16 protein-coding genes are annotated in these 23,571 nt (G+C 50.9%); 3 read left to right on the top strand and 13 right to left on the bottom strand.

Features of this window, described 5'->3' with window-relative positions:
• Positions 1-370: 370 nt before the first annotated feature.
• The 13 genes from DTL42_RS15405 to DTL42_RS15345 all read right to left on the bottom strand — a co-directional run bounded on the left by DTL42_RS15405 (position 371) and on the right by DTL42_RS15345 (position 18,500).
• On the bottom strand, positions 371-1,663 hold the full coding sequence (locus tag DTL42_RS15405) for a polysaccharide pyruvyl transferase family protein (RefSeq protein WP_114369621.1): 1,293 nt from the start codon (positions 1,661-1,663) through the stop codon (positions 371-373).
• A complete protein-coding gene (locus DTL42_RS15400) occupies positions 1,660-3,165 on the bottom strand; it encodes a lipopolysaccharide biosynthesis protein (RefSeq protein ID WP_114369620.1) in 1,506 nt (501 codons plus the stop codon). The genes DTL42_RS15405 and DTL42_RS15400 overlap by 4 nt, the downstream gene beginning before the upstream one ends.
• Positions 3,166-3,232: 67 nt before the next feature.
• Complete coding sequence (locus DTL42_RS15395) at positions 3,233-3,784, bottom strand: glycosyltransferase (protein ID WP_114369619.1); 552 nt, start codon at positions 3,782-3,784, stop codon at positions 3,233-3,235.
• Positions 3,781-4,239 carry a hypothetical protein gene (locus DTL42_RS15390; protein WP_114369618.1) on the bottom strand — a complete coding sequence of 153 codons (459 nt, stop codon included), beginning with the start codon at positions 4,237-4,239 and terminating at the stop codon, positions 3,781-3,783. The genes DTL42_RS15395 and DTL42_RS15390 overlap by 4 nt, the downstream gene beginning before the upstream one ends.
• A 74-nt stretch (positions 4,240-4,313) precedes the next feature.
• On the bottom strand, positions 4,314-4,850 hold the full coding sequence (locus DTL42_RS15385) for a hypothetical protein (protein WP_114369617.1): 537 nt from the start codon (positions 4,848-4,850) through the stop codon (positions 4,314-4,316).
• On the bottom strand, positions 4,850-6,295 hold the full coding sequence (locus DTL42_RS15380; RefSeq protein ID WP_158545402.1) for an exopolysaccharide biosynthesis polyprenyl glycosylphosphotransferase: 1,446 nt from the start codon (positions 6,293-6,295) through the stop codon (positions 4,850-4,852). Before DTL42_RS15380 ends, DTL42_RS15385 begins: the two co-directional genes overlap by 1 nt.
• Before the next feature lie 372 nt (positions 6,296-6,667).
• Positions 6,668-10,960, bottom strand: coding sequence for a tetratricopeptide repeat protein (locus DTL42_RS15375; protein WP_114369615.1), 4,293 nt, complete (start codon positions 10,958-10,960; stop codon positions 6,668-6,670).
• 61 nt (positions 10,961-11,021) lie between these two features.
• On the bottom strand, positions 11,022-11,642 hold the full coding sequence (locus DTL42_RS15370; RefSeq protein WP_158545401.1) for an exosortase C-terminal domain/associated protein EpsI: 621 nt from the start codon (positions 11,640-11,642) through the stop codon (positions 11,022-11,024).
• Positions 11,643-11,672: 30 nt separating this feature from the next.
• Positions 11,673-14,084, bottom strand: coding sequence for a polysaccharide biosynthesis tyrosine autokinase (locus tag DTL42_RS15365; RefSeq protein WP_114369613.1), 2,412 nt, complete (start codon positions 14,082-14,084; stop codon positions 11,673-11,675).
• Positions 14,085-14,184: 100 nt separating this feature from the next.
• Positions 14,185-15,090: an exosortase/archaeosortase family protein gene (locus DTL42_RS15360; RefSeq protein ID WP_114369612.1), complete on the bottom strand. Its 906-nt coding sequence runs from the start codon at positions 15,088-15,090 to the stop codon at positions 14,185-14,187.
• Between the two features lie 245 nt (positions 15,091-15,335).
• The gene (locus DTL42_RS15355) at positions 15,336-16,205 is read right to left on the bottom strand and encodes a PEP-CTERM sorting domain-containing protein (protein WP_114369611.1); all 870 of its coding nucleotides are present in this window, start codon (positions 16,203-16,205) and stop codon (positions 15,336-15,338) included.
• A gap of 471 nt (positions 16,206-16,676) precedes the next feature.
• Positions 16,677-17,780, bottom strand: a complete 1,104-nt coding sequence (locus tag DTL42_RS15350) for a PEP-CTERM sorting domain-containing protein (RefSeq protein ID WP_114369610.1) — start codon at positions 17,778-17,780, stop codon at positions 16,677-16,679.
• 282 nt (positions 17,781-18,062) lie between these two features.
• A complete protein-coding gene (locus DTL42_RS15345) occupies positions 18,063-18,500 on the bottom strand; it encodes a hypothetical protein (RefSeq protein WP_114369609.1) in 438 nt (145 codons plus the stop codon).
• A gap of 311 nt (positions 18,501-18,811) precedes the next feature.
• Here DTL42_RS15345 and DTL42_RS15340 point away from each other — a divergent pair, with 311 nt between their 5' ends.
• The 3 genes from DTL42_RS15340 (at position 18,812) to DTL42_RS15335 (ending at position 23,498) form a co-directional block, all read left to right on the top strand.
• Positions 18,812-19,819: a polysaccharide biosynthesis/export family protein gene (locus DTL42_RS15340; RefSeq protein WP_158545400.1), complete on the top strand. Its 1,008-nt coding sequence runs from the start codon at positions 18,812-18,814 to the stop codon at positions 19,817-19,819.
• Between the two features lie 114 nt (positions 19,820-19,933).
• The gene (locus DTL42_RS26050; RefSeq protein WP_147274297.1) at positions 19,934-20,272 is read left to right on the top strand and encodes a hypothetical protein; all 339 of its coding nucleotides are present in this window, start codon (positions 19,934-19,936) and stop codon (positions 20,270-20,272) included.
• A 1,060-nt stretch (positions 20,273-21,332) separates the two neighbouring features.
• The gene (locus DTL42_RS15335) at positions 21,333-23,498 is read left to right on the top strand and encodes a glutamine synthetase III (RefSeq protein ID WP_114369607.1); all 2,166 of its coding nucleotides are present in this window, start codon (positions 21,333-21,335) and stop codon (positions 23,496-23,498) included.
• Positions 23,499-23,571: the final 73 nt, after the last annotated feature.

Genomic DNA, 23,571 nt, shown 5'->3' with positions numbered 1-23,571 from the left:
CAATGGATGTGGAGATTTCAAAACCACTAAGAACAGTCTCGCCTTGAATCAGCGTTTCTGCTGACCACCTGGAATGGCTATTCCAGAATAGTCTGTTCCCCCTAAGACACCACCCCAGTACTACAACTTTTACCTTATTGAGGACCGCGATCTAGCCAAACAGGGGCGATCGTCAATAGCCAAGGAATTGTGTGAATATGCCACTAGGCAATGAAGTCCAACAAATTCCAATAATTCCACTATGTGTTTTTCTGCAGACAAGACGCTGAGAAATCCAATTACCATTTTTTCAATTCATGCCAGGAGAAAAAAAAGGAGCGATACCGAAAAAACAATTCCTCCTGCTCCAAACAAATTGCTGGAGCACCACTTATAAACGGCGTCCTCCAAATGTGTATTCATAGGCCTCGAAAACAGCTTCATGACTTCGCAATCCACAAAAAATTAGTCGCTTTAACTGAACGCGAAGGCCACCTGGATAAAGATCTCGCTCCGCGATTTCAGACTCAATAAGCTGCTTTTTCCAATCAACCTGACCTGAGGACGAGCCCCCATCTGACATTACCTTGACAAGCTGGTCGAACCCCACTCCCACCTCTTCGGCTGCTTGTTTAGCCTTACCAATTAAATCAAGCTGGCCTGATAACTCATACCGCTCCAAAAGCTCTGCTGGGTTCAACGTACAAAGCTCATGATAGCCGGCCTGCGCCAAGGTACCGTCATGCTTCCCAGGGATTTGTGAAACAAGCATCGTTGCCGGCTTTGCAAATGCCAATGCAGTGATGGCACCATGCATGCTGGTACCGACGTACCCCTCTGAATCGCGAAGCACAGCAGCAGTCTGATTGGTCGTTAATACCCGCTTTTCTAAGATGCAATTTGGGTATATCGCGCGAACCATAGCATACAAACGCGTCAAAGTCACTCGATCGTTCAGATGATGGCACAATGGCAGAAAGAGCAACGGCTTCCCAGTCTTTTTCCCAATCTCGACGATCGCGTTAACAAACTCTTCCGTCTGTCCTTGGATATAACCACGGCTCGCCTGGACGACAATGTAAGAGTCGGGATAGCCGCCGCTGGTACGCACGGAAGAAAAAATGGCGTCCCACTCTTTATCGCTTTTAACGCTAGGAATTCCAAAACCGATATCGGTCACTCCCCCGACCTCAACACCAAGCGACTTTAGATAGTTCCTGGAATGCGGGTCGCGCACTTTCGCATGTGCGGCAGCATTGAAGGCAGCGATTAGGCCTGGCTGAAGCTCTTCTGAAATAGGCCGAATCCCGACCGAGTGAAGGATCCACGGAACTTGTGTCCGCAAGCTTTCAATAGCGGGATACAACCAGCACCGCAAGCCTGCACTTAACTCTCTAGGAGACAGGCGACAATAAACCCCACTGACATTGTGCCCAGCAGTCACCGTATCTCCGCCTACGAGCGAGATCGCGTCGTACTTGCAACCTAATGAGATACCGGATGAGCCAGGAATGGCCTTGACGGAAGAGTATTCACTAATACTCGCAGGACGGCCAAATGGGCTATACAAGTCCATCTCAAACGGGCCGTTGATTCGTTCTCGGCAAAAATGTTCGACAACAGCAGGGAATTCGCAATCGCCGTAATTTGGCACATCGAACGTACCAAAGAGGGCTAACTTCATGACAGATGTCGCTTGATAATAGGAGTCAAAACAATTAAGCAAAGAAGCGAGTAAGAAGTCACGCCAATCAACAGTAGCGGCAGTTCATCAATGACCGTGGTAAGCAACAACAATACTCCCGAGACGCCTGACACAAAGAATAGCGGAACGAGAATTGGCTCTGCCGCGTCGCGCCAACTCATGTCGGTATCAGCAAAACAGATCGGAATTGAAACAATAAACTGAGCCACTTGAATCACGCTGACGGCGATGGCAACCCAATAAACCCCAAAAAAGCAGGCGATTATGGACCCCACCATCAACACTAAACCCGATGCTACGCTGTAGTTTAGCTGCCGTCGAACGGTGCCGTAAGCAACATAAACCCAAGTGGTAGCTACCCGAATGGACATCACAACCGCCGCCGGGGCCAGCAACATATAGAGGTAGGCACTCTCATCCCAGCCAGGCCCCATCACAATCCTGAAAACCAGCTTCGCGTGGATGCACGTAATAGCAATTACCACAAACGACATCCAGCCAACCACGGCCAAGGCATCGCGATACAGACGCTTGAACTCTTCCGGCTTCGATACCAATCGACAAAGCCCTGGCTGCACCACAGAAGAAATAGGAGCAAGGACTTGCACCCAAGCTAATAGAACTAGTCCGTAAGCCTTGCTGTAATATCCGAGTGAAGCAGCTCCCCAGTATGCTCCGATAGCGATATTGTCGGTGTTTCGAGCGAAATGATTCATGGCCTGATATCCTGCAATGCTTAATCCAAAGCCTGCCATGTCCCCAACTTTTTCTTTAAAAGAGGGGGCCCCAGGTCGCCAATCAACCAACAAAAAGGTCGTAATAGCCGACGAAATACTTGTCGCGACGGGCCAACCGACCAGTGCCCAATATCCCCAGCCTTGGGCAGCCATTGCTACAGCTACAACCACTCCGACAAACATGCCAACCACATCAATGATGGCAAGTTTTCCAAGCTGCATATTACGACGCAGCAGAGCTTGGTGCTGAACGACAACCCCACTAAAAGCAAACGACGTTGCCAAAACCATGACAACGGCAACAAGTCGGTAGTCCCCATAGAACCAAGCAATCCCAGGTGCCACAGCAGCCACGATTAGAGCCACCCCAACCCCAACTACCGTATTGAGCCAAAAAAGCGTGCTGATTTGCTGGTGAGTTATCTTCTCGCGCTGAATGGTTGCCATCGCGAGGCCAGCATCTTTAAACATCTCGACAAACGCAATGAGCACCATCACCATTGCAATGAGGCCGAAATCATCCGGCGTAAGAAACCTGGCCAGGATCGCTGTCGAGCCTAACTTGAGAACGAATCTAGCCACCTGAGCCAAGATGGTAATACCGCTCCCACGAACCGCTTTACGCCCAAGATCTCTGTGCAGTTCTTTACTATCAAATAACGGATTGCAAGACTCTAACTTAGTAGGAATTTCCTGCGTGGGTGAAGGCCGCTCCAATTTATCAATGACTTCCGTCGTTGGCATAATTTACTACCAGCAATGCGCCACACAGAGGGCACAACCAAAAGGGCTCTAGAAAGGCAAGTGTCGCCTAGGAAGCAGTTTCCCGAATGACAGATCGAGCCTGGTCTTGAGCAGATCTAGTTGCCGCTGGAGTCGTGAGAAACCCACGCACAAAATTAATCAGGGATGCATCAGGTGGCCAAGCCTGTTTTTGCAGCGATACGGTCGCCTCGTCGCTCGTTGCCGCCTCAGACAGCTTCTGAAACAGCTCCTCGGCGTCGTAGGCAACCTGAATAAGGGCAGAACGCTTAAATCGCTTTGCGGTCGCTAACTGATGTTCGTTTCGCTGCTCACCAAGGCTCGCCAGCTTGGGCATGATGACCATCGGCTTGTAGCTCTCCAACGCCGTGATAATCGACCCCATGCCGGCATGAGATACCACCAAGTCAGCTCGGTTAAAAGCCTCGCGGTACTGCCCCGGCGTAAGAAAATCAACAAACTCTAAATGCTGAGGACGATAAGTTCCTGTCCCAATCTGGGCCAAGATTTCGACTTTTGTTGGCTGGTCGCCAGCCCACTCGTCCATTGACTTGATCAGTCGATCAAACGGATCCATATTTCCGACGGTTACAAAAATCACACTACGGCTCCATGATACTGTACACGATCGGAAGACAGATGCTCCCACTGAGTGAGAACAGTGTCTGCATGCTGCATTGCCAATTGCCCTGACATGGACATCTCGTCCGCATTCGCAATGCTATCGACCCAGAGCGTTCGAACGCCAAGGCGCTTACCTAGCCAAACGGCGATGAATCCGGGAGCGGCCCCTGTTGTGACAATCGCAGACGGGCGAACGCGGATAAGGATCCACATCACCTGCAAAGCCATAACAATCATGCGAAATTTGGTCTTACGACTTGCTTCCGTAACGACTCTAAAATCAGCATCGCCAACCATGCTGCGGTATTCAGGCACCGTCGTTACATAAGTCACATCTTGGTCGGCAAAAGCATCCCGCAGCCTGAGCAACTGAATCCAATGCCCCCCCCGAGATGAAATTGCTATCACACGAGTTTTTTTTGTATCAGCCATGATTTATTGGTGCAAAGATTTAAAAGTGCCTGACTCTGAATGTAGTTGAGATCGTGCCTTTAACAAGCTCAAAATCAAATTACTTGCTTACTTGAACCAGATATCGCGAGGCAAATATTCAAGCCAAGGATTCCGATCCCTAAAAATAAATCAAACAAGGAAAATCCAGTAGTTACTTTGAGCGTCATGATCCGGTCAATGGGGTGATAGGAAATCACCTTAACCAATGCTCCACCAAGAGTTAGGAAGCTAAGAACTACGGCCCCGGTAACAGCCACACGCCCCCGATGAAGCCACCAAGCAGCTCCACCCACCAGCAAAGGGAGCACGGCAATTCCCATGAGCGTCACCACCCTTTGGACCGGCCTACGCGACTCGTAGAACCCCCGTTCCTTAGCAACAACACGCCAAGCATCTGACCAAAAATGCGACAGCAACAAGGCGGTCAACAACAGAACAACTGCAGTCGTGCAAGCGAGCAGCGCAGGAAACTGATCCGTATGCCGCAGGCGAACAGCACACAGCAATGCATGCCCTGCCGAAACTCCTAGCACGCCAATCAATAGCCAAAGCTTCATACTGGCCACCACGCCAGCTCCAAGCTCAGCCACTAATACGCCCCTTCTCGCAGCAATACAGTGCGAACCGTCCGCAAGGTAATGTATAGATCAAGCCATAGCGACCAGTTCTGAATGTAGTAGACGTCCCAATGGATTCGCATCTCGTATGTGCCACGATTGCGGCAGCTAATTTGCCACATGCCCGTCAAACCAGGACGAACAGTCTTATAAGCAGCAAACGCATTGGGATAGTCCACAATATAGGCCCGGTCATACGTCTCGGAGTCGACGATCGGCCGTGGACCAACGACACTCATTTGCCCGATTAAAATATTCCACAACTGTGGAAGCTCATCCAAGCTCGTTTTTCGCAGAAACTGGCCCACCCAAGTAATTCGTGGATCACGCTTCAACTTGTGTGTTGCTTCCCATTCGGCTCGTAGTGCGGGGTCATTTCGCAAGCACTCCTCCAATACGTACTCTGCATTGACTCGCATCGTACGGAACTTCCAAGCCGTAAAGCTAACACCAAATCGCCCGACCCGAGTCTGCCCATAAAAGACAGGCCCAGGGGAACCGATACGAATGAGCAACACGATCGCCAAAAAGAAAGGCGACAACAGGACCAATGCGACACTGGCAACCAATAAATCAAAAGCGCGTTTAACGATACACCGAAAAGTGTCGGGACAACGACTCTGCAGGCGAACGCCACCACCAAGGCCGATACACTGTCGCTCGCCCCACAGACCAACGGGGTTCTTTTGCGACAAAACGATTCGATTAGGAATCAGATCAAGCGACGAAGGAACTTCACATTCCGACTCCGCTTCATGATCTTCACCCACCAACACCCAAGTCGACTTCAAACCTAACGCACAAGTCATAGCATCCCGCACATCAAAGACGGGATAGCCGATGTCTTTACTGCCAGAATCCCAATACTGCCCAGGAGATACCAAGATGCCCGCCGGCTTAAGCCCACGCTCTGCCATGCCACGCAAGTGCTGCACTAGGTATTTCGCGTGCTCTGGGCTGGTATAGATGAGCGTCGGCGCCCCCCACCAGCTAAATCGCGTCATAAAAGAACGCACGACGAATCGAGCTGAGGGAAGCAATAACAGCAACAGCGGCAGAGCAAGAATCCCCAGCAAAATGTAAAAGAGAAAATCGCTTCGTGTGATCGTAAGAAACGCGATCGAAGAACAGACAACCATAGAGATGCCCGCTGCTTTGACCAGATTACGAAATTCAACAACCGAAGCCATCCCAATTGCAGGGTATAGCCCAGAGCCGTAAGCGATAAGCACTAACAGCGAGGCCGCAAAACTGGCAATGGTCGCACTGATACCGGCATAAGGTGGAGCCAGCAAGAGCGACTCGCAATAACTAACAAGATATACCGTTGCCCACATGACACCAAAATCAGTGGCCATCAACGGAAGCCCAAACAAAAAGGACTGCCGCAACGACAAGTCGGCAAGTCGCCGTGCCATCGGCACTTCCATGCTCGACGCCACGGAGGCAGCCTGAGGGCCTACCGGAAATAGATGACGATCATCTACCGGAGGCGCTGAAATCCTGGTCTCTACACGTTCTGGAGCAAGCACAATCGTACTTTCACCTGCCATAAGATATTCCCAAGGGCTTAAGTTTCCTACGAATCGCTGTCCGTTCACATCCTAGTCAGGAGAACAAAAACCACAATCGACAGGGCATGAGCCACCATCTTGAAAGCAGCAGTAGGAGAACAAACCACAAAGGCCAGACTATGCACCATGTTTACCCAAGTCAACTATCGATCACAAGAAATCTCAAAGCTTAAACTGCCAACACGACACACTCCCGACCAGAGCGACCGTAATCATTTACTCAACGGCAGATAGTTCCTCGTAAGCACCTCGTTCGGTAGGATGCAGCTGCAGTTCATTAAATTTTCTATATCTGATCACATCAAAGGAAGCGTTGCTTTCTTTCATCATCCCTGCGGCCTTTTGCGCAAGAGCAAGATGGAAGTAATACTCCGGTTGAGGGCTATTGGCAATTGCCGTCTGAAAGTCTTGGATCGCTAACTCATTCTTACCTGCAGCCAAATAAGCCATTCCACGCGTATCCAACAGCGGGGGCAATTCCCCCTTAGAGGCGATTGCTTCGCTTGCTAAATGAATTGCCTCCTCAGACTTCACCCCCGCATAAACCATCGCCAAGGCACAATTGTTTAGTGCATGAACATCTGCCGGATCTTCCTCGATTATCTTGAGATAGATCTCTTGCGCGTCCATGAACTTACCCTCCATCAACAACACGTCTGCCATAACCGACGAGATCGCCTTATCGCTGGCATATTCCTGCTTGGCCGCGGTCAGAAGTTGCTCAATATCCTTCAGCAAATCCCCATCTGGCCCCAATGCGACGAGATAGGAAACTGCTCGCCCTAAATCTCGTGCAGGCACCTTGCCAGGCAGGTCTTTTAAGAGGGTGACAGACGCAGGCATATTGCCTCGCGCAGCAAGCCCAATTGCCCTCTCTAGTTTCATTTGAGGCTCATCCAAGCCATCACGAAGCCCTAGTGCTTCAATCTCAAAGGATTCAGCAACGCTCGCTTTCTCCTCTTTTTTTAACTCCGCCGCAAACCCCTCTAGCCGAGAAAGCACCCACTCCAATTGCACCGTCCGACCAGAAATCCCTTTCTCTTCAGCAGATGCCTCCAGATTTAGCCAGCTGTTTAGCAAGCTGGGAATCTGCTCGTATCGCTGACGAGCAAACAAGACCCTGGATTCCAAATCAACCGTCGTAAAGTGATTCGGGGATGCTTCACGCAGCTTATCTAGCCAAAGAATAGCCTCACTCTCCTCGCCGACCTGAATCAAAGCAGCAACATATGTCCGCAGATATTTTGGGTCAGCCGAAGATCGGATCGCAAGCTGCCGCAAGAGATGGGTAGCCTTCTGCAGTTGCCCATGCCTCGCATAGAGCTTGGCCAACAAAAACTGCTCGTCGAGGCTCAGATTACCTATTCCAACGGCTTCTAGGACTTTGATCGCCTCAAGCCGAGACGCTTCAGAGGGAAGCGACGCCAAGATAGAGGCGCGAGCAATTTGATCGCCCTTTATCTTGCCCACCTCTTTCTCATTCTCGTCAAGCAGATCTAAGGCTAACTTCGTGTTTTCCTCATTGGGCTCGGTCGCAAGCTGAATTGCAAGATTACGACGAGCCCAACAAGCCATGTCTGTTTCGATTTCATCACGCTCAAGCAAAACCTGCAGCTCGCGCCGAGCCTCAACCCGTCGCGAATTACGCAAATAGAAGTTAACCAGCGAGACCTGAGCTTGAATACTGTCAGGCTGGTTTTGGGTTGCGGCTAGATACGAAGCCTCTGCCTTTCCTCTTTCCCCAAGAATCTCATAGCACTGCCCGAGAAAGAGATCTTTCTGGCTGTCCTCTAGCTCCTTGCTCCCATCCTCCATCGCTTTTATGGCAAGCTCACGCTGATTTCGCCGCGCGTAGATTCCAACCATACCAAGCCATGGCCCAGGCTGCGAAGGAGCCAGTTCAGAAGCTTTCTTCATCTCAGCTTCTGCCTCGTCGTGCCGGTCCAGCATCACCAAAAGCTGCGCAAGCCAAACATGATCCTCAGAGCGTTCTGAAGTCTCCGCGAAATCCTGAGCTAACTGCAAAGCACGTCCCAGTTTTCCCATTTGAATGGCCGCTTCAGCGCCTGTATGGAGCAACTCGGTAGACAAGCTACTGCCGTTCTCATTCAGCTGGCCAAGCAACCGATCAACTTCGGCATAACGGCCTCGCTGAAACAAAAGAAAAGTCGCACGCTGCAATGCTTTAGGATCACGTTCACCAAGCGATATGGCATCAAGATATTTCGACAACGCCATATCTTCCTGCCCTTGTAGCTCTAAAAGCTGAGCCTCAAAGGTGATCGCACGCCCCCAACCTGGACGCAACTTCTGGGCATCGGCCAAGTGCGCAAAAGCCTTTAAAACTTTCCTATCTTCATCTTTCCCATCGGCTGCTTGCACCTCAAGTACAAGCCGCATGGCCTCCCCATAATTCCATGTTGCATGCCGGCCATCAATTACTTCCACTTCTGCCAGCAAAGGGGCGACATCAGCAAGATTTTTCTCGCGAAATGCACTTTCCAAAAGCAATAACCGAATCGCCAATTGATTAGGCTCGGCTGCGATGACTTGCTGTCCGAGTTCCTTGGTCAGCTCAGCATCCTGAATCCAAAATGCAAGGGACGCCAGATAACTCAACACATCAGAATACGATTTGCTACTCTTGAGACTCTCGTCCTTAGCAATATCCCGAATAGTGTCGCCGGACTCGATTCCATACCGAAGCACCGCACTTTTTCCCGACAGCATCCAAAATCGTGGATCTTTGTCAAAGGTCTCTTTGCCCTCAGCCAATAGTCGATCGACAGCGTCCCAATCTTCCTTTTGGCAAGCCAGCATGACTTCTGCCGAAAAGAAATCAAAGAGTTCTGGATTATTACCCCTCGCGTCATGGATTAACTTAGAGGCTTTCTCAAGATCCCCTTGAGCAACATATAGCTCAGCCCTCAAGATCGGAAGATACATGATCCCCGGATTACGTTCTTCCAGACGATCCATTGCATCGACAACACGCTCTAGCGACTTTCCGTTTGTTTTCAGGCTTTCTTCGCGTACCAGCAAGCGAAAGTAATTAACAACTGCCTCAAGCGGCACTCCTTTTTTTTCATCCTCAGCCCCCTGAGAACCACCTTCGACGATCGCCCGATACTCTTCAAATGCTTCATCAAACTTATTGGAATTACGAAGAGCATTCGCAACTGCCAAACGCAGATCCCTCGAATTCGGATCAACTGCAAGCGCTCGGCGATAGGCATTCAACTCCTGATCGGGACGTGCCAATTGCTGATAACAGCGTCCAAGATGAAAGTCAGCACGACTGGCGATTGCCGGCCAATTCATAAGTCGAGCCCGATTCTGTTCAACTAACTTTGCCGATTCTCGCCACTTTCCTTCTACCGCCAAGACTCTCGCCTCAAGCAAGGCAATAAGAGAAGGATCAGGAGACAACACACGAAGATGCTCTATGACCGGCAAAGCATCATCGATCTTCTGACCATCAATGAGAAGGTTCGCCAGCATCCATTGAAGTTGAAAATCATTCGGCCAATTTTTCAAGCCTTCGCGTGCTACTTCAATTGCCTTATTGTGATCACCCTTGAGACTGGCAACACGAACCAGCAGACGAACCGGGTAAGGCTCGTTGGCAGCAATCCGCTTTGCCCGCGTTGCAAACTCAACGGCCTTATCTAAATCCATCTGAGTGAGCGCCAACTCTGCTCCCAGCAAATTAGCATCTACAGACGCCGGGGCAAGCTGCAAGGCTTCATTCAAATCGGACTGCACTTCGGCATACCGATGACTTTCAAGCGTCTGTAAGGCCCCACCGCCGGTGCGCCCCTGCCCATCTACAGCATTCCCCGAGACGGCCGACATCACCCAATGCCCGCGAGCAACATAAGCCAATGGATCACGAACATTATTCGCTACCATTTCGTCCAGCGTTACCTTAGCGTCGCCGTAACTATTCAGTGACGAGTTCTGCAAATTCGCTAAACGAAGATACAAGCCAATATTACTAGGATCCCCCTTAATCGCATGCTCAAGATTGTCGCATGCCTGTCGAAATTCACCGAGCCCTGCTTGGCAAACCGCCAACTTCCCCAGCAATTCAGGATCGTCTGGAGATGCGGGAATTAAGACGTTCGCCAAATAGTCGCGTGCATCTGCAAAACGCTGCAGGGCAATCGCCAGGTCAACCAACGCTAAGCAAAGCCCATCCTGATTAGGGTCAATTTGAAAGGAACGGCTGAGAATCAAATAGGCCTGATCGGGGCTGCCCGCATCCCGCAGGAGATAGCCAAACTCGGTTAAAGCAGCAACATCATTGGGGGCAACCAACGTATAACGGCGATAATGAGCCAAGGCGTCCAGCATGCGTCCTTCACTGCGGACACGCCTCGCTTCTCGCAAGAACGAAGCCGTATGCCTTGACAACTGGACGGTATGAATGCCGTGAACGATTGCCGCAAAGAGAGCTAGAGCCACAAAGAGCAATGCGATAAAGCGATAATTCAGGCGTGCTAACATTGAATTCCTAACGCTATCAATACCCAGTGGGGCTGAGTCACACGGAAGCAGTTGCAATCAACTACTGTACTGTCTTCGTAAATTGATTGACGTCCGTGGCAATAGCAGTCAAACGACTTTCGGCCTCCTCAATGCTTGAAGCTTGTGTTTGAAGCAAGATTTTGACTAAGGGAGGCCAACTCGATTCCCCCCAAAGCGATGCCAGCCCTAAGCGTCCTTTGTCACGATCTACATACCGCAGCTCTCCGAGCTGATACCAGTGTGCCGTAATAACATGCTCTCCAGCTCGCGAAAACTCTAACAATTGAATGGGCACTGAGTCGTCAACGACAACAACTTTTTCGCGTTCCAATGTCCAGCCAGCGTTTGGATAACAAACGCCTGGCGGATGCGGAGCAATACTGGAAACGGTTTCTTCATCCGCCCACACCGCTGCATACACGGAAACAGGAATCTCACCATTACGGCGATAGACCCGGCTGACGGTAGCTTCAGCACCAGCGAATCGCGTAACCTCAGGATCCATAGGCACATCCTCGCTACTCCACCCTGAGAGTGTTTCGGGAAGGCTATCGATGGCAACTGCAGGCTGACGGATAGATACATCAAACTTCATCTCCACCAAGGCAACCCCGGCAGAGCAAAGCAAAACAAACCCACAAACCAATACGGTTCGAAGCAAGGTATTATTCATAATGAAACAGGCCCGTGGTTATTTCGCGACTTCAACTGTGCTCTTCGTGCGAGCCGTATAGGAGTAATACATCCCCGTTGAGTAGCCTGACAGAACGGTCCCTAAGATAGGCGCTCCAAAGCTAGTCAACACCCTTTTCGCATCCTCGACCTGAGTGACCTGACTCACATCTTTGAATACGGAAAGAATTACGCCGTCGACGTACTGTGGCTGAGCCAATAAACGTGTACTTGGCGATCCTAAAACTGGGCCTGCGTCCACAATGACAAAGTCATATCGCTTTCGAAGATCACCCAAGATTGCGTCAAGCACCCCAGAAGTAGCTCCACGAGAGATAGACTGCTCTTCAACCCCTGCGGGTAAAAAGCTAACGTTCGGAATGTCCGTTGCTTTTACAACGTCGGCGAGTTCAGCCTGACCGGCAAGCAGATCGCTTACCCCCGGCCCGATTGGCAAGCCAAGAATACGGTGCATACTGGGACGACGCAAATCAAAATCGACAATAACAACACGCCGACCAGCATTAGCCAGACTAATTGCTAAATGACAAGTTAAACTTGATTTGCCTTCCTGCGGCATCGCACTCGAAATCAAGAGCACCTGACACTTCTGAGTTGCAGCCCGACGAAGAATTGTCGCGGCTACCGAATCTGAAGAATCGCGAACCCGATCCTCAAATGGCCCCAGGTTGACCGCCAAAGCCTTAGGCTTTCGGGTAATTCCGCGAGGCAACCGGGGAATGGTTCCCAGAATTTCCAAACCAAGCTCGTCACGAGTCGTTGGCAAATCGCTGAGCCGTTTCTTCTGGAAGTCACGCAAAACAAGCAACCCACCAGGAAGCACCAACCCAGCCAACGCAGCAGCCGCCGTAATCATGATTGGGCGTTTTTTATCGGTGACCGTGCCTGGTTCTGCCTTGCTTAAAAGCGTGATACGCGGAGTTCCCCGTAATTCGATCTTGGTGCGTTCAATCTCTGCGCTCAATTGCTGAACGATGCTATCCAAGCCCTCGATCTCGGAACGCATCATCTCAACTTCAACCGACGACCGCCCATAAGTTCGCACCTCTTTTTCAAGCACAGCAACTTCTGCAGCAAGAGTCTCCTCTTGTTGCTTTAGAACGCCCACACGAACCCTCAAATCCGGCAGGGTGTTATCCACCTCAGGAACTGCTAAAATACTAGAGCCTTTGCGAGCAATTTCACCTTTAGCCTGGGCAGCCAAATCCTGAGCAATACGTTCCTTAACAAGCAGCTCAAGATGCTCGCGACGTTCTTTCAGGCGACTCTCTAACGATTTAATTGCAGCCGAGTTCGTTTCACGATAACGCTGGTAAGCAGCAGGCGTCAGGGTATATTGCGGCTCCTCAAAGCGATCTAATTCAGCCTGCAACTTCACCGAGATCGGATCACTAGAAATTGCCTCGTTCATTTCAACCTCGGAAAGCTGAGGCTCTATCTCTTCCGACTGCTCTCCTTCTACCGTAGCTGCATCGGCAACCAATGCCTGATCAGAACCAACAGGCAATGCGGCATTCTCTCCAGAAACAGTCTTTTCTACTTCTTTTGAAGGCTCCGCTTGAGCCTTGTCCGCAGCTTGGCTTGAGCTGTTGCTTGAAGTAAGAAAATCAAGCTCGCCCTGAGCTCTCATCAAATCAAAACGCACTTGAGCAAGCTCATTACGTACCAGCCCATAATGCTGAACCGAGCCCTGCTGTGCCAAACTCAGCGTGTCGCTATCACTCGTTCCCAGCGTTTCTGCAAGCGTACGCAGATCGGAACGTTTACTGCGTGCTTTTGCCTCGGTTTCGTTATAGACTCGCTCGAGGTTGTCCAAACGTCTGACACGAGCCATCCGCTCTGACTCAATGACCTCCTCTTGGTAGGCACCAACCACCGCATTAACAATCTTCATTGCGGTAGTGGGATCTGCGCTAGACATAGAAACTTGCAGAATTTCCGCATCCCCCGGAAAGCGAACCTGCAACTCCTTTTGCAGCCATTCCAAAGGGTTTTCATTCTCGGCAATTACAGGAAGGTTTATGATGCCATCTTTGCCAAGTGCCTTACTCAAGACAAAAGGCGTAATCATCAACTGGACTTGCGTATTCTTAAAGGTCCGAAAATCATTCCTCGCGGCTTGCTCTACCGTTTTGAATGCCAAAGGTTGGTCATTTGCTGAAATACGGAGATAAGCTGAAGAGGAATACTTCGGGGCTTGCAATAGCCAAACCCCAACACCAATAGGCACCGCAAGCAAAACTCCCAGGACTACTGATGCGAGCCATTGACGCCGCAATGAATGAACGACCTGTCCCATACGATTGCTGTCCTCATCGGAGGACCGCACATCAACAACTCGGCCGGGGACATTGACACTCGCTGCCTGTCGATTGTTATCAGATGGAATCACCAAGTTTCCGTTTGACATAGCGATCTTCTTTGCCCTTCACTGCCCAGAAACAACACTCTACTCAGAAACAACACCCAAACCAGTTCATCGCGTAAATGCCTTACACGCCGAACATCGCTTACACCGAAACTTCATCGGGATAAGAAAACTCAGACTCATCAGGCAAAACAATGCCAGATAAGACCCATAGTTCTATCATCAAAATAACGATCGCAAGTGGCATCATCAGCCAACCTGCAAGATCATGGACAAATACCGATGTCGCCTCGCTTGGTCCCTGCTCGTAGATCACCCCAATAAGCGTAATCCGAAACACATTGGCAACAATGCCAACAACCGGGGCACTGGCTACTAAAACTAGTTTTTGCCATAAGGGACGATCAAGAATGAAACAGCATGCAACCGATATTGCGAAGAAAGCAGTTAGCATGCGTAAGCCATTGCATGCCTCCGCAACACCGAGTGGCCGAGTCGAAAGCCAAATTACATTACCTTCCGCAACAGCCGGCACGCCAATGAGCTGAAGCGTGTAATTGCTTACAACGGTCGCAACCGCTTGGAGATTGGCTCCAAAAACACCGCCAATCGACGCCGGCAGAGGAAGCATGAAGGCCAAAAAAAGCACCGAAGGCCATGCCCACCGGAGCCCTTTAATCCCCCCAACAGCCACCACCATTCCTAGTGCGACCAAGATAATCGACCATGCTTCGATAATTGTCGTGCGAAATAGTATTCCAGAGCATCGCATTGCAATGCCCAGGGCAATAATCGCAAGGCCAATCGCAAACGCTCCCCATCCCCCTAGCTGATCATATTTCGGCGCCTTGTCAGCCCGAAACCAGAGAAGCCAAAGGGAGATCACGGGAACAAAAAAACCATGCGACATATCCGACTGCGTCGACCAGATAGAGAGCAGCTTAATGTCGACCGACCAGAACGAAGCAACAAGCGCGAGCACCACCGCACTCGCAATCAAAAACTGAGGGGAAACTCCACTCGAAGCAGCCTGCTGATTGCTTGACATATTAATAAGGTACCGTCTGTGCACTGCCAATAATGGCAGCCTCCCAATGCAGGTCTCGCTATTCCCTGGGCTCGACTCGCCCCAAGACCGCACATAAATTTACCTCGTCTGGGGCATCCAGCCCTATCAACCAAGCATAACCACGCCAGCTGTGACGTCCACTGTTTTTCCATTTCTACGGAAACAATAAAAAAAGAGGCTGTCAACAAAAAGCTGACAGCCTCTCTCATTAGCTATCGAACTACTTAGGCAGCAGTTTCGCCAGCAGCCTTACGACGACGACGCGCCGAATAGGCCAAACCAGCAACCCCACCGATTCCCCATAGAGCCATGGTCATTGGCTCAGGAACGGTGGCGATGGTGATGTTGTCCAACAACACCGATTCACCCCCAGTCAAACCGGAAGAGCGAACGCCAACCGTCTGAACTGAGGACAAAAGGAAGCTGTTACCAGTTGAAACTGCCTGAGCTGCGCCAAGCGAGTTGAAATCTGGGAAGCCACCCAGAGCGTCGGTCACCCAAAGCTCGAGAGTGTCAAAAGAGCTACCGTTGGCACCACTCTTGCTAAGCTTACCAATGATTCCGAAAAGGTTGCCGTCAGCCAAGGTGAACGCGTCGGAGTATTCCGTCGTGCTACCATCCACGCCAAAACGAACCATGAAGTCGTCTGTCATGGATCCATTGCCACCATCGACCTTCAAGCCGATCGTGGGTGCATACATGTAGGAATCACCAGGATAAGCACCACCAGCGGAATCGAACCAGAACGTCACGAAGTCGTTCGGGTTCGCACTCAAGCTGCTTGTGTCCATGGTGAAGGCGAAGAAGAAATCGCCATTGAGCGACGAATCCAGATCACGCGTTGCGTAGCTAGTGGAAGTCTTGTTGACGACCATGGCTTGATTGGCGTAGGTGGCAGTCTCAGCAGCGGTATTGCTGCCAAAATTCCACGAACTACCCGCAGCCCAACCAGTTCCAGAACCAGCAGCCGAGAAGTCATCCGTTGCAACCACCATCGCAGCATTGCTTACGCTGACAGAGGACAGCAACAGTGCGGGGACGAGCATTAACGCAAATGCTCTCATGCCTCCCCATTGAAAACAGCTTAAAACCATACCATTTCTCCTATTAACCAAACCTTGTTCGCCGGTAGACACCCCACCAATTAGCGAGTTTCACGACCCATATTTAAATATTGATATCCTGAGAAGTCAAGCAATTACTTGCTATCTTTACGCAAACAAACCAATCCCTACACTCCCCAGAATCGCCCTAAACCCTTTATCCTCAACGGCGTTGTGCAAAAAAAACAGAAGCACGCCACCCAAATAAACTAGTCTTTATCCGAAAAGTAATATGATCTCCCAACCTGCCCTCTAGAGAGATCAGCCCCCCCACCTTCCAGCAATCCTAAATCGACGACCTTTTTAGCCAGAAATCGCACGATTCGGGAACATTGCCTCAAGCAAATACACACCTCTCGATCATTCTAACTACGAATGAAAGAAATTTGGAGCAAAACTTCCGTGAATTGCCACCAAAAAGGGCTCCCTACAGGAAAGCCACAGCTAGCGTGAAGCACAAAGCTAACCTTGGCTTAACTCCGCACGAGTCCGGCGACGAACTAATCGCGCGATCCCTAAGCCTGCCAAACCAAGCCCTAAAATAGAAAGACTTCCTGGTTCTGGTACTGGAGTCACCCCAGGGTCCGTTGGCCCACCAGGATCAGTAGGCCCGCCGGGTGGGTTATTGTTGGTGCCGCCTCCGCCACCACCTCCACCGCCGTAACCACCGCCTATTCCGCCACCGAATACCCCTCCTGCAACACCAAGAGGGCCGCCAAGGGTATAACTTCCCCCCGTTGAACTGCTTCCCCAGAAATCACCAATCCCCGTGCCAACATATTCAATTGGAGGAAAGTCCCCACTGCACGGGTCACACATATCAGTCTGGGAAACAAAAATGGCATTTCCCGTTTCAGGATCAACTTCATAAATGGATGTGGGACAGGTATTCGAGGTAGCGTACAGCGTCCCGTCTTGATCAAACATTAACCCTGCGAAAGTCGGTCCCTCATCAACCTGAAAGCTGACTTCCAGCGTTTTGAGGTCTTCATCTTCCGGCTTGGGTAATTCTTCCGGAGAAACAATGACAATTTGCTTCATTGACAACTGCTGAGCAGTAAACGGATCGATCTGATAAAGATCTCTACCGGTAACCGTAAACACGCGTCCTGGTAAATCGATCGCTAAATCTGTCGAGTCTAGAATGCCGGTGTCCCCAACAAGCGTCATATCCAAAATATCGGTACCAGGCTTTTTTCTAAACGGAGATCCAACATCGCGATCCATCCGAAACAGCTGCCCGGCAGTTGAAAGGGCAAAAAGATTGCCTTGATAATCAAAATCAATGGCTTGGACGAAAGTTTCACCCGCAAACCGACCGATAGTTGTTCTAGAACCAGAATTTCGGTCAAGCTCTTCTAAAATCGAGTGATCATCGAAGAATGTGGTCACATACAGCTTACCGTTAGGTTCAAAAGCGATCCCGCGGGATAAGGAGTCTTCGAACGACGCAAATTCCGAGAGTTCGCCACTAGTTGGGTCCAAGACATTAACCTTTTGTCCTGAACTCGAGGTGGAGTAAAGCTCACCCGCGAAAATAGGTGCGCACACTGCTAGGGCAATCATTTGCCCTACTATGACACGAAAAACGTACATTCGTGATAAACCCCACTGCGCCAGTTGAATTCGCTAAAGTTATCCTAACCAGCGTCATTATAGTCACATCGGGTAAGATAAACGAGCGCAAGATTCTCGGTTATTTAGTCCATCTTCCCACTTTTATCCAAAAACCTGCTAGACAACTTTAAATCATGAACTAAATAAGCCCCGTGCCGATTCGACACGGGGCTCATTTAGTCCATTAGACTGATATGTAATTGCCTTTACGGCCATTTAGCTCCCCTGAGGCTATTTCTGCCATCGCTGGTAATAGTGCGAGGTATTTCGGAAACCTCCACCCTGGCGAGCCCCAACTTTGAACCAACCAGCTTGCCCAGTTGGCGCAATCACTCCTTGGCCAAACTCGTTCTGTAACCGCTGTAGCTCATTTCGCTGCTTTAGCAACTCTTGTCGCTGCTGATTGAACATTCGATTGTCGTTTTGAATCGTCTGCTGCGCATTCTCCATTGGCCGGACAAACGCAAAGTAATTCGGCAAAGCACCGTTGTTATTTGCCGTCAACCCTAAGTAAGGACTTAGGACTGGTGTGCTCGGGCGATATCGTTGGTACCCGTACTGTGCTTCTGCTTGGCTCTCTCCCACAACCCAAACGGTTCCGATGAGAAGCAGAAATAGCCCACAACGAACTAGTACAGCCGTTTTCTTTTTTAATGATGCAACCGTCATCTTCTAAGCACTCTCCATTACAAGGCAGTTGGCGGGCAAGCAGAGTTCCTGCCTTTCCTGCAATAAAAATCGGCCAGATCCCACTTCTGGCCTGAAGGATTGTCCGGAAAACGCCGACAATTCCATATGTACTCAATTTGTACACACTTCGAGAGGGTGAACAAGTCGAATTCGACTTGACTTCTCCCTGGACTGAGACAACACGTACCGTCAACTGGCTTGCTTACATGAACATGCGCAAATATCAACTCGTGGCTCTGTTTACAGTTCTGGTATGCAGTTTCATGGGCTGCCACACCATTTCTCAACCAATGGATCGTTATCTTGACCATCCCAATCACAATGCTCCGGTTTACCCTGATCAACCGAAGGAATTGCAGATGGTTACGATGCCTGACTACGTCATCGAACCGCCTGACTTGTTGAGCATTCAGGCCGTCAACCTGATCCCTCAAGCTCCTTATACGCTTCATCCGCTCGACACGATTGTTGTCGAAACAAGTGGTCTCCCGGAAGAGCAACCGGTGATCGGTGAATACACCGTCGGCATCGACGGAACCGTGACGCTCGGCTTTGGCTACGACGAGCAGACACTTGGTGGCGAATACCGTCCCCTACGTATCGCTGGCCTAACAGTTCCCGAAGCACAAAAGGTGATTCATGAACGTCTGGCAGTTCACGTCCAAAACCCAGTTGTCTGGGTCCGCCTAGCAGGAATTTCAGCTCACCAAGAGATCTCCGGGGAACATTTAGTTGCTCCCGATGGAACCGTGACGCTGGGTAGCTATGGACGCGTTCGCGTGGTTGGCATGACCGTCGATCAAGCGAAACATGAGATCCAGTCATTCCTTTCCGAACGCTTCGCTAACCCAGAGGTTGCTGTCGACGTCTACGGCTACAACAGCAAAATCTACTATGTCGTGCTACAAGGAGCAGGCCTCGGCGACCGCGTCGTTCCTATGCCAATTACCGGTAAAGACACCGCTCTCGATGCACTTAGCCAGATCGAAAGCCTCTCGAGTGCCAATTCAACCAGAATGTGGATTGCACGTCCTGGTGCCAACTCGCAATGTGGCGATCAAATCCTTCCGATCGACTGGCAAGGGATTACCCAACGGGGCGACATTACAACCAACTATCAGTTGATGCCTGGCGACCGCGTGTTCGTGGCTGAAAACAAGCTGGTTGCCTTCGACACAGCTTTGGCCAAGTTGATCTCGCCGATCGAACGAGTCCTCGGTGTGACACTGCTTGGTACCCAGACGGCTCGTACGATCCATCTGTATAACCGAACCAATACCAACTTAAACAACTTCTAACTTCGATTCCCGTAGTGTTCGATTATTCGCAAAATCTCCTGGTAAGCTCGTTCGCCTAAACCGAAAGTTAACTAGAGCGGCTTACCTCCTTAATTCAAAGCTTGGGTAGTTACGATGTATTTCAAAAGAATTGAGTCACGGGGAAAGCAGTTGTTGTTGGTAACAGCCATCCTATGCATGGTCGGATGCACAACAACACCTAAAAAGGCTTGCCCAATCGATGCACGCAACCTGTATTGCGGAGTCGGTGAAGAAGCGGTCCGCAGAACGCCCTGCGGTCCTGACTATCTCCACTACGGTTACCGAGCAACCTGCTGGGGAACCTTCCCTGAAGGGTGGGGTTATCAGTGCCCCAAGGAACCGGCTCCAGCAATGCTGACCAATCCGCAGTCAGAAGAGATGCTGCCACCGGTCGAGCATGTTGAACAGATCGAGCACCTCGAAGGCCTGTAACGGCCTTCCCCCTAAGCCGATACCTCGCTTGGCAGCACTCTCTGCCAAGAAGCGACACATGCCGACTATCCAAGCCAAACCAATAAAGCCTGAGTGGAGTTCGATCTCTACTCAGGCTTTTGCCATTACTTATTGAGGTCTGCGCCATCAATCCAATAAGGGCGACCAACGGAAGCCCCGGATTCGTGGCCAATCGGTCCGTAGCCATGTTGGATTGATGGCGCAGACCTCAATAGAGCACTCGAACTACGAACGGAACAAGAAACCTTCTGGATCGGTAGCCATAACGCATTTATAGGATAGCAGGCCTCACAAAAAAACTGCTCAAAGCGAACACAGGCTTCTCTGCCCCCAACCATCAGCCTCTCTCCCCTGCTACCCGCGTACGTTCGGACACATAGGTCAAACACGGCACCTTGTCGTTTCTTTCTGGAAGCAGGCAATCTCGTCTCAGAGCTGTGGAGGCCTTGCCTGCCATCGCCTCAGCCCCTTTTGGGCAGAGCCCAAGAATCCAGGCCTAGCCTACTTCCAAATCGCTTGAACGCACTTTAAGTTGACCGCAATCGACCGCTTGATCAGGAGATCGAGCCATAGAAACGAAGAAGCCATTCTTGAAGGGTCGTTAGACTCGATACCGCTGTCGTCCACGTGGTGGGCAAAAGTTATACACCCCATAAAACGGCATCGGCACCCTTTTTGCAAAGTTCAAGAAATAGGCCTCGGCAAGGTTTTTTTGCTATATTTCTATGCAGGTCACGCCCGCTTTGCGCGCACATGGCACCTCTTCTGGGGTCATTTCCTAGCGGTTTTGCAACTTATGACACTGCGGCATGACACTTGCTCTCATTCCGCACAACGCTTCTGCAGGGATCGCGAAGCTGTTTTGACGGCAACGGATTTTTATCAATAAAAAGCGTGACGCGGATCTCTCGTATGGTCTTCGTTCGCGCTAGGCTTTGGAGGTCACACACTAGTGAGCACGGCATCGAAAGGTAAGGCGGGTTCCAACGGAACAACAACCTCAGGCAATAGTAACGGGTACATTGGCGGATCGGCACGTATGGCCGCCATCGCCGCTGTTACCAACTACAAGCCCTCCGCCCCAGCCATGAATTTTTTGGAGACGCCGACCCAGGAACTCTTCTGTGCAAACGTCTTCAGCAAATCGGTCATGAAAGACCGTCTTCCCAAGCCGATCTTTAAGTCGCTGATGAAGACGGTTGAAACCGGGGAGAAACTAGATACGACCGTCGCCGACTACGTTGCCTCTGCAATGAAGGATTGGGCCATCGAAAAAGGGGCTACTCACTACGCCCACGTTTTCTACCCGTTAACCGGCAGCACCGCAGAAAAGCACGATAGCTTTTTGAGTCCAGATGGCAACGGCAGCGCCATCGCTGAGTTCAGCGGGTCGCAGCTCATCCAAGGGGAACCAGACGGTTCAAGCTTCCCTTCCGGCGGTATTCGCCAGACGTTTGAAGCCCGTGGTTATACCGCTTGGGACGTTACCAGCCCTGCTTACATCATGGAAAACCCGAACGGGACCACGCTGTGCATTCCCACGGCTTTCGTCTCGTGGACAGGGGAAGCCCTCGACAAGAAGACCCCAGTTCTGCGTTCGATGCAAGCTTTGAACAAGCAAGCTCAGCGAATTTTGGCCTTGTTCGGTCACACCGATGGAGCCATGGTCAGCTCGACTGCTGGTCCAGAACAAGAATACTTCTTGGTCGATCGCAATTTCTTCTTCGCTCGCCCTGACTTGCTCAACGCTGGTCGCACACTGTTTGGTGCGGCACCTCCGAAGGGTCAGGAATTCGACGATCACTACTTTGGTGCTATCCCCGATCGCGTTCTGGCATTCATGCTGGAATCGGAACGGGAACTGTTCAAGCTGGGCATCCCGGTCAAGACACGTCACAACGAAGTTGCTCCTGGTCAGTACGAAATTGCTCCGTTGTTCGAGTTCGCCAACGTGGCAACCGACCACCAGCAGTTGATTATGATCACCCTGCGTAAGGTCGCCGAAAAGTACGGCATGGCTTGCTTGACGCACGAAAAGCCTTTCGCTGGTGTCAACGGCTCGGGTAAGCACGTCAACTGGTCGATGGGCAGTTCGTCGCAAGGCAATTTGCTTGACCCAGGCGAAACCCCGCACGAAAACGCTCAGTTCCTCGTCTTCTGCGGTGCCGTCATCCGGGCCGTGCACAAGTTCCAAGGTCTGTTGCGTGCCGTGGTGGCTTCGGCTTCCAACGATCACCGCTTGGGTGCCAACGAAGCTCCTCCTGCGATCATCTCGATCTTCTTGGGCGACCAGTTGACGGACGTCTTTGAACAGGTCAAAGGTGGCGGTGCTAACAGCTCGTTGCCGAAGGGCACTCTGGAAATCGGTGCAGACGTTCTTCCGCCGCTGCCGAAGGATGCTGGCGACCGAAACCGTACCAGCCCGTTTGCGTTTACCGGCAACCGCTTTGAATTCCGTGCCGTTGGCTCCAACCAATCGATTGCTGGTCCGCTGGTCGCGATGAACACCATCGTTGCCGAGTCGCTGGACTACTGTGCGACCAAGCTGGAAGAAGCCACCGGTGGCGACAGCTCGAAGCTAAATGGTGCTATCCAAAGTCTTCTGGCCGACATCATGAAAGAACACGGTACGATCGTGTTCAATGGCGACGGCTACTCGGAAGAATGGCATCAAGAAGCCGAAAAACGTGGCTTGCTGAACCTGAAAACGACTGCCGACGCTTTGCCTTACCTGGAAAAGCCGGAAGTCAAAGAATTGTTCACCAAGTACGGTGTACTTTCCGAACGCGAACTGGAAAGCCGTCTGGAAATCTATCTGGAGCAGTACTGCAAGTCGATCGCGGTCGAAACCAATCTCACGATCGAGATGGCTCGCACCATGATCTTCCCAGCTTCCATCCGTTACCAGAACGAACTGGCATCAACTTGTGCCAACCTCCAAGCACTCGGCTACGAGTTCGACAAGGATACCCTGGATACGATGACCAAGTTGGTCAAATCGCTTCAGGACAGCGTCGCAACACTCATTACCGTTGCCGCCAAGGCCGACGGGATCGAATGTTGGCACAAGAAGGCAAACTGCTGCTGCTACGAAGTACTGCCAGCAATGAATGAAGTTCGCAAGTTTGCCGACGAACTGGAAGGTTACGTCGCCGACGACCTCTGGCCGTTGCCAACCTACCAAGAAATGCTGTTCATCCGCTAAGCCGGATTAACAAGCTTAAAACCAAGCGAAAGCAGGCCAAGGCAATTAGCCTTGGCCTGCTTTGTTTCTTGCT

The organism is Bremerella cremea (genome assembly GCF_003335505.1).
Taxonomy (GTDB): Bacteria; Planctomycetota; Planctomycetia; order Pirellulales; family Pirellulaceae; genus Bremerella; species Bremerella cremea_A.
This window is presented reverse-complemented; position numbering and strand designations above follow the sequence as displayed.

Excerpts from the sequence above, each read along its gene's own strand:
- DTL42_RS15355 (WP_114369611.1), bottom strand. The coding sequence starts at position 16,205 with ATGGTTTTAAGCTGTTTTCAATGGGGAGGCATGAGAGCATTTGCGTTA.
- DTL42_RS26050 (WP_147274297.1), top strand. The coding sequence starts at position 19,934 with ATGTATTTCAAAAGAATTGAGTCACGGGGAAAGCAGTTGTTGTTGGTA.
- DTL42_RS15335 (WP_114369607.1), top strand. The coding sequence starts at position 21,333 with ATGGCCGCCATCGCCGCTGTTACCAACTACAAGCCCTCCGCCCCAGCC.
- DTL42_RS15345 (WP_114369609.1), bottom strand. The coding sequence starts at position 18,500 with ATGACGGTTGCATCATTAAAAAAGAAAACGGCTGTACTAGTTCGTTGT.
- DTL42_RS15365 (WP_114369613.1), bottom strand. The coding sequence starts at position 14,084 with ATGTCAAACGGAAACTTGGTGATTCCATCTGATAACAATCGACAGGCA.
- DTL42_RS15350 (WP_114369610.1), bottom strand. The coding sequence starts at position 17,780 with ATGATTGCCCTAGCAGTGTGCGCACCTATTTTCGCGGGTGAGCTTTAC.
- DTL42_RS15390 (WP_114369618.1), bottom strand. The coding sequence starts at position 4,239 with ATGGCTGATACAAAAAAAACTCGTGTGATAGCAATTTCATCTCGGGGG.
- DTL42_RS15340 (WP_158545400.1), top strand. The coding sequence starts at position 18,812 with ATGGATCGTTATCTTGACCATCCCAATCACAATGCTCCGGTTTACCCT.
- DTL42_RS15380 (WP_158545402.1), bottom strand. The coding sequence starts at position 6,295 with ATGGCACGGCGACTTGCCGACTTGTCGTTGCGGCAGTCCTTTTTGTTT.
- DTL42_RS15400 (WP_114369620.1), bottom strand. The coding sequence starts at position 3,165 with ATGCCAACGACGGAAGTCATTGATAAATTGGAGCGGCCTTCACCCACG.
- DTL42_RS15375 (WP_114369615.1), bottom strand. The coding sequence starts at position 10,960 with ATGTTAGCACGCCTGAATTATCGCTTTATCGCATTGCTCTTTGTGGCT.
- DTL42_RS15405 (WP_114369621.1), bottom strand. The coding sequence starts at position 1,663 with ATGAAGTTAGCCCTCTTTGGTACGTTCGATGTGCCAAATTACGGCGAT.
- DTL42_RS15360 (WP_114369612.1), bottom strand. The coding sequence starts at position 15,090 with ATGTCAAGCAATCAGCAGGCTGCTTCGAGTGGAGTTTCCCCTCAGTTT.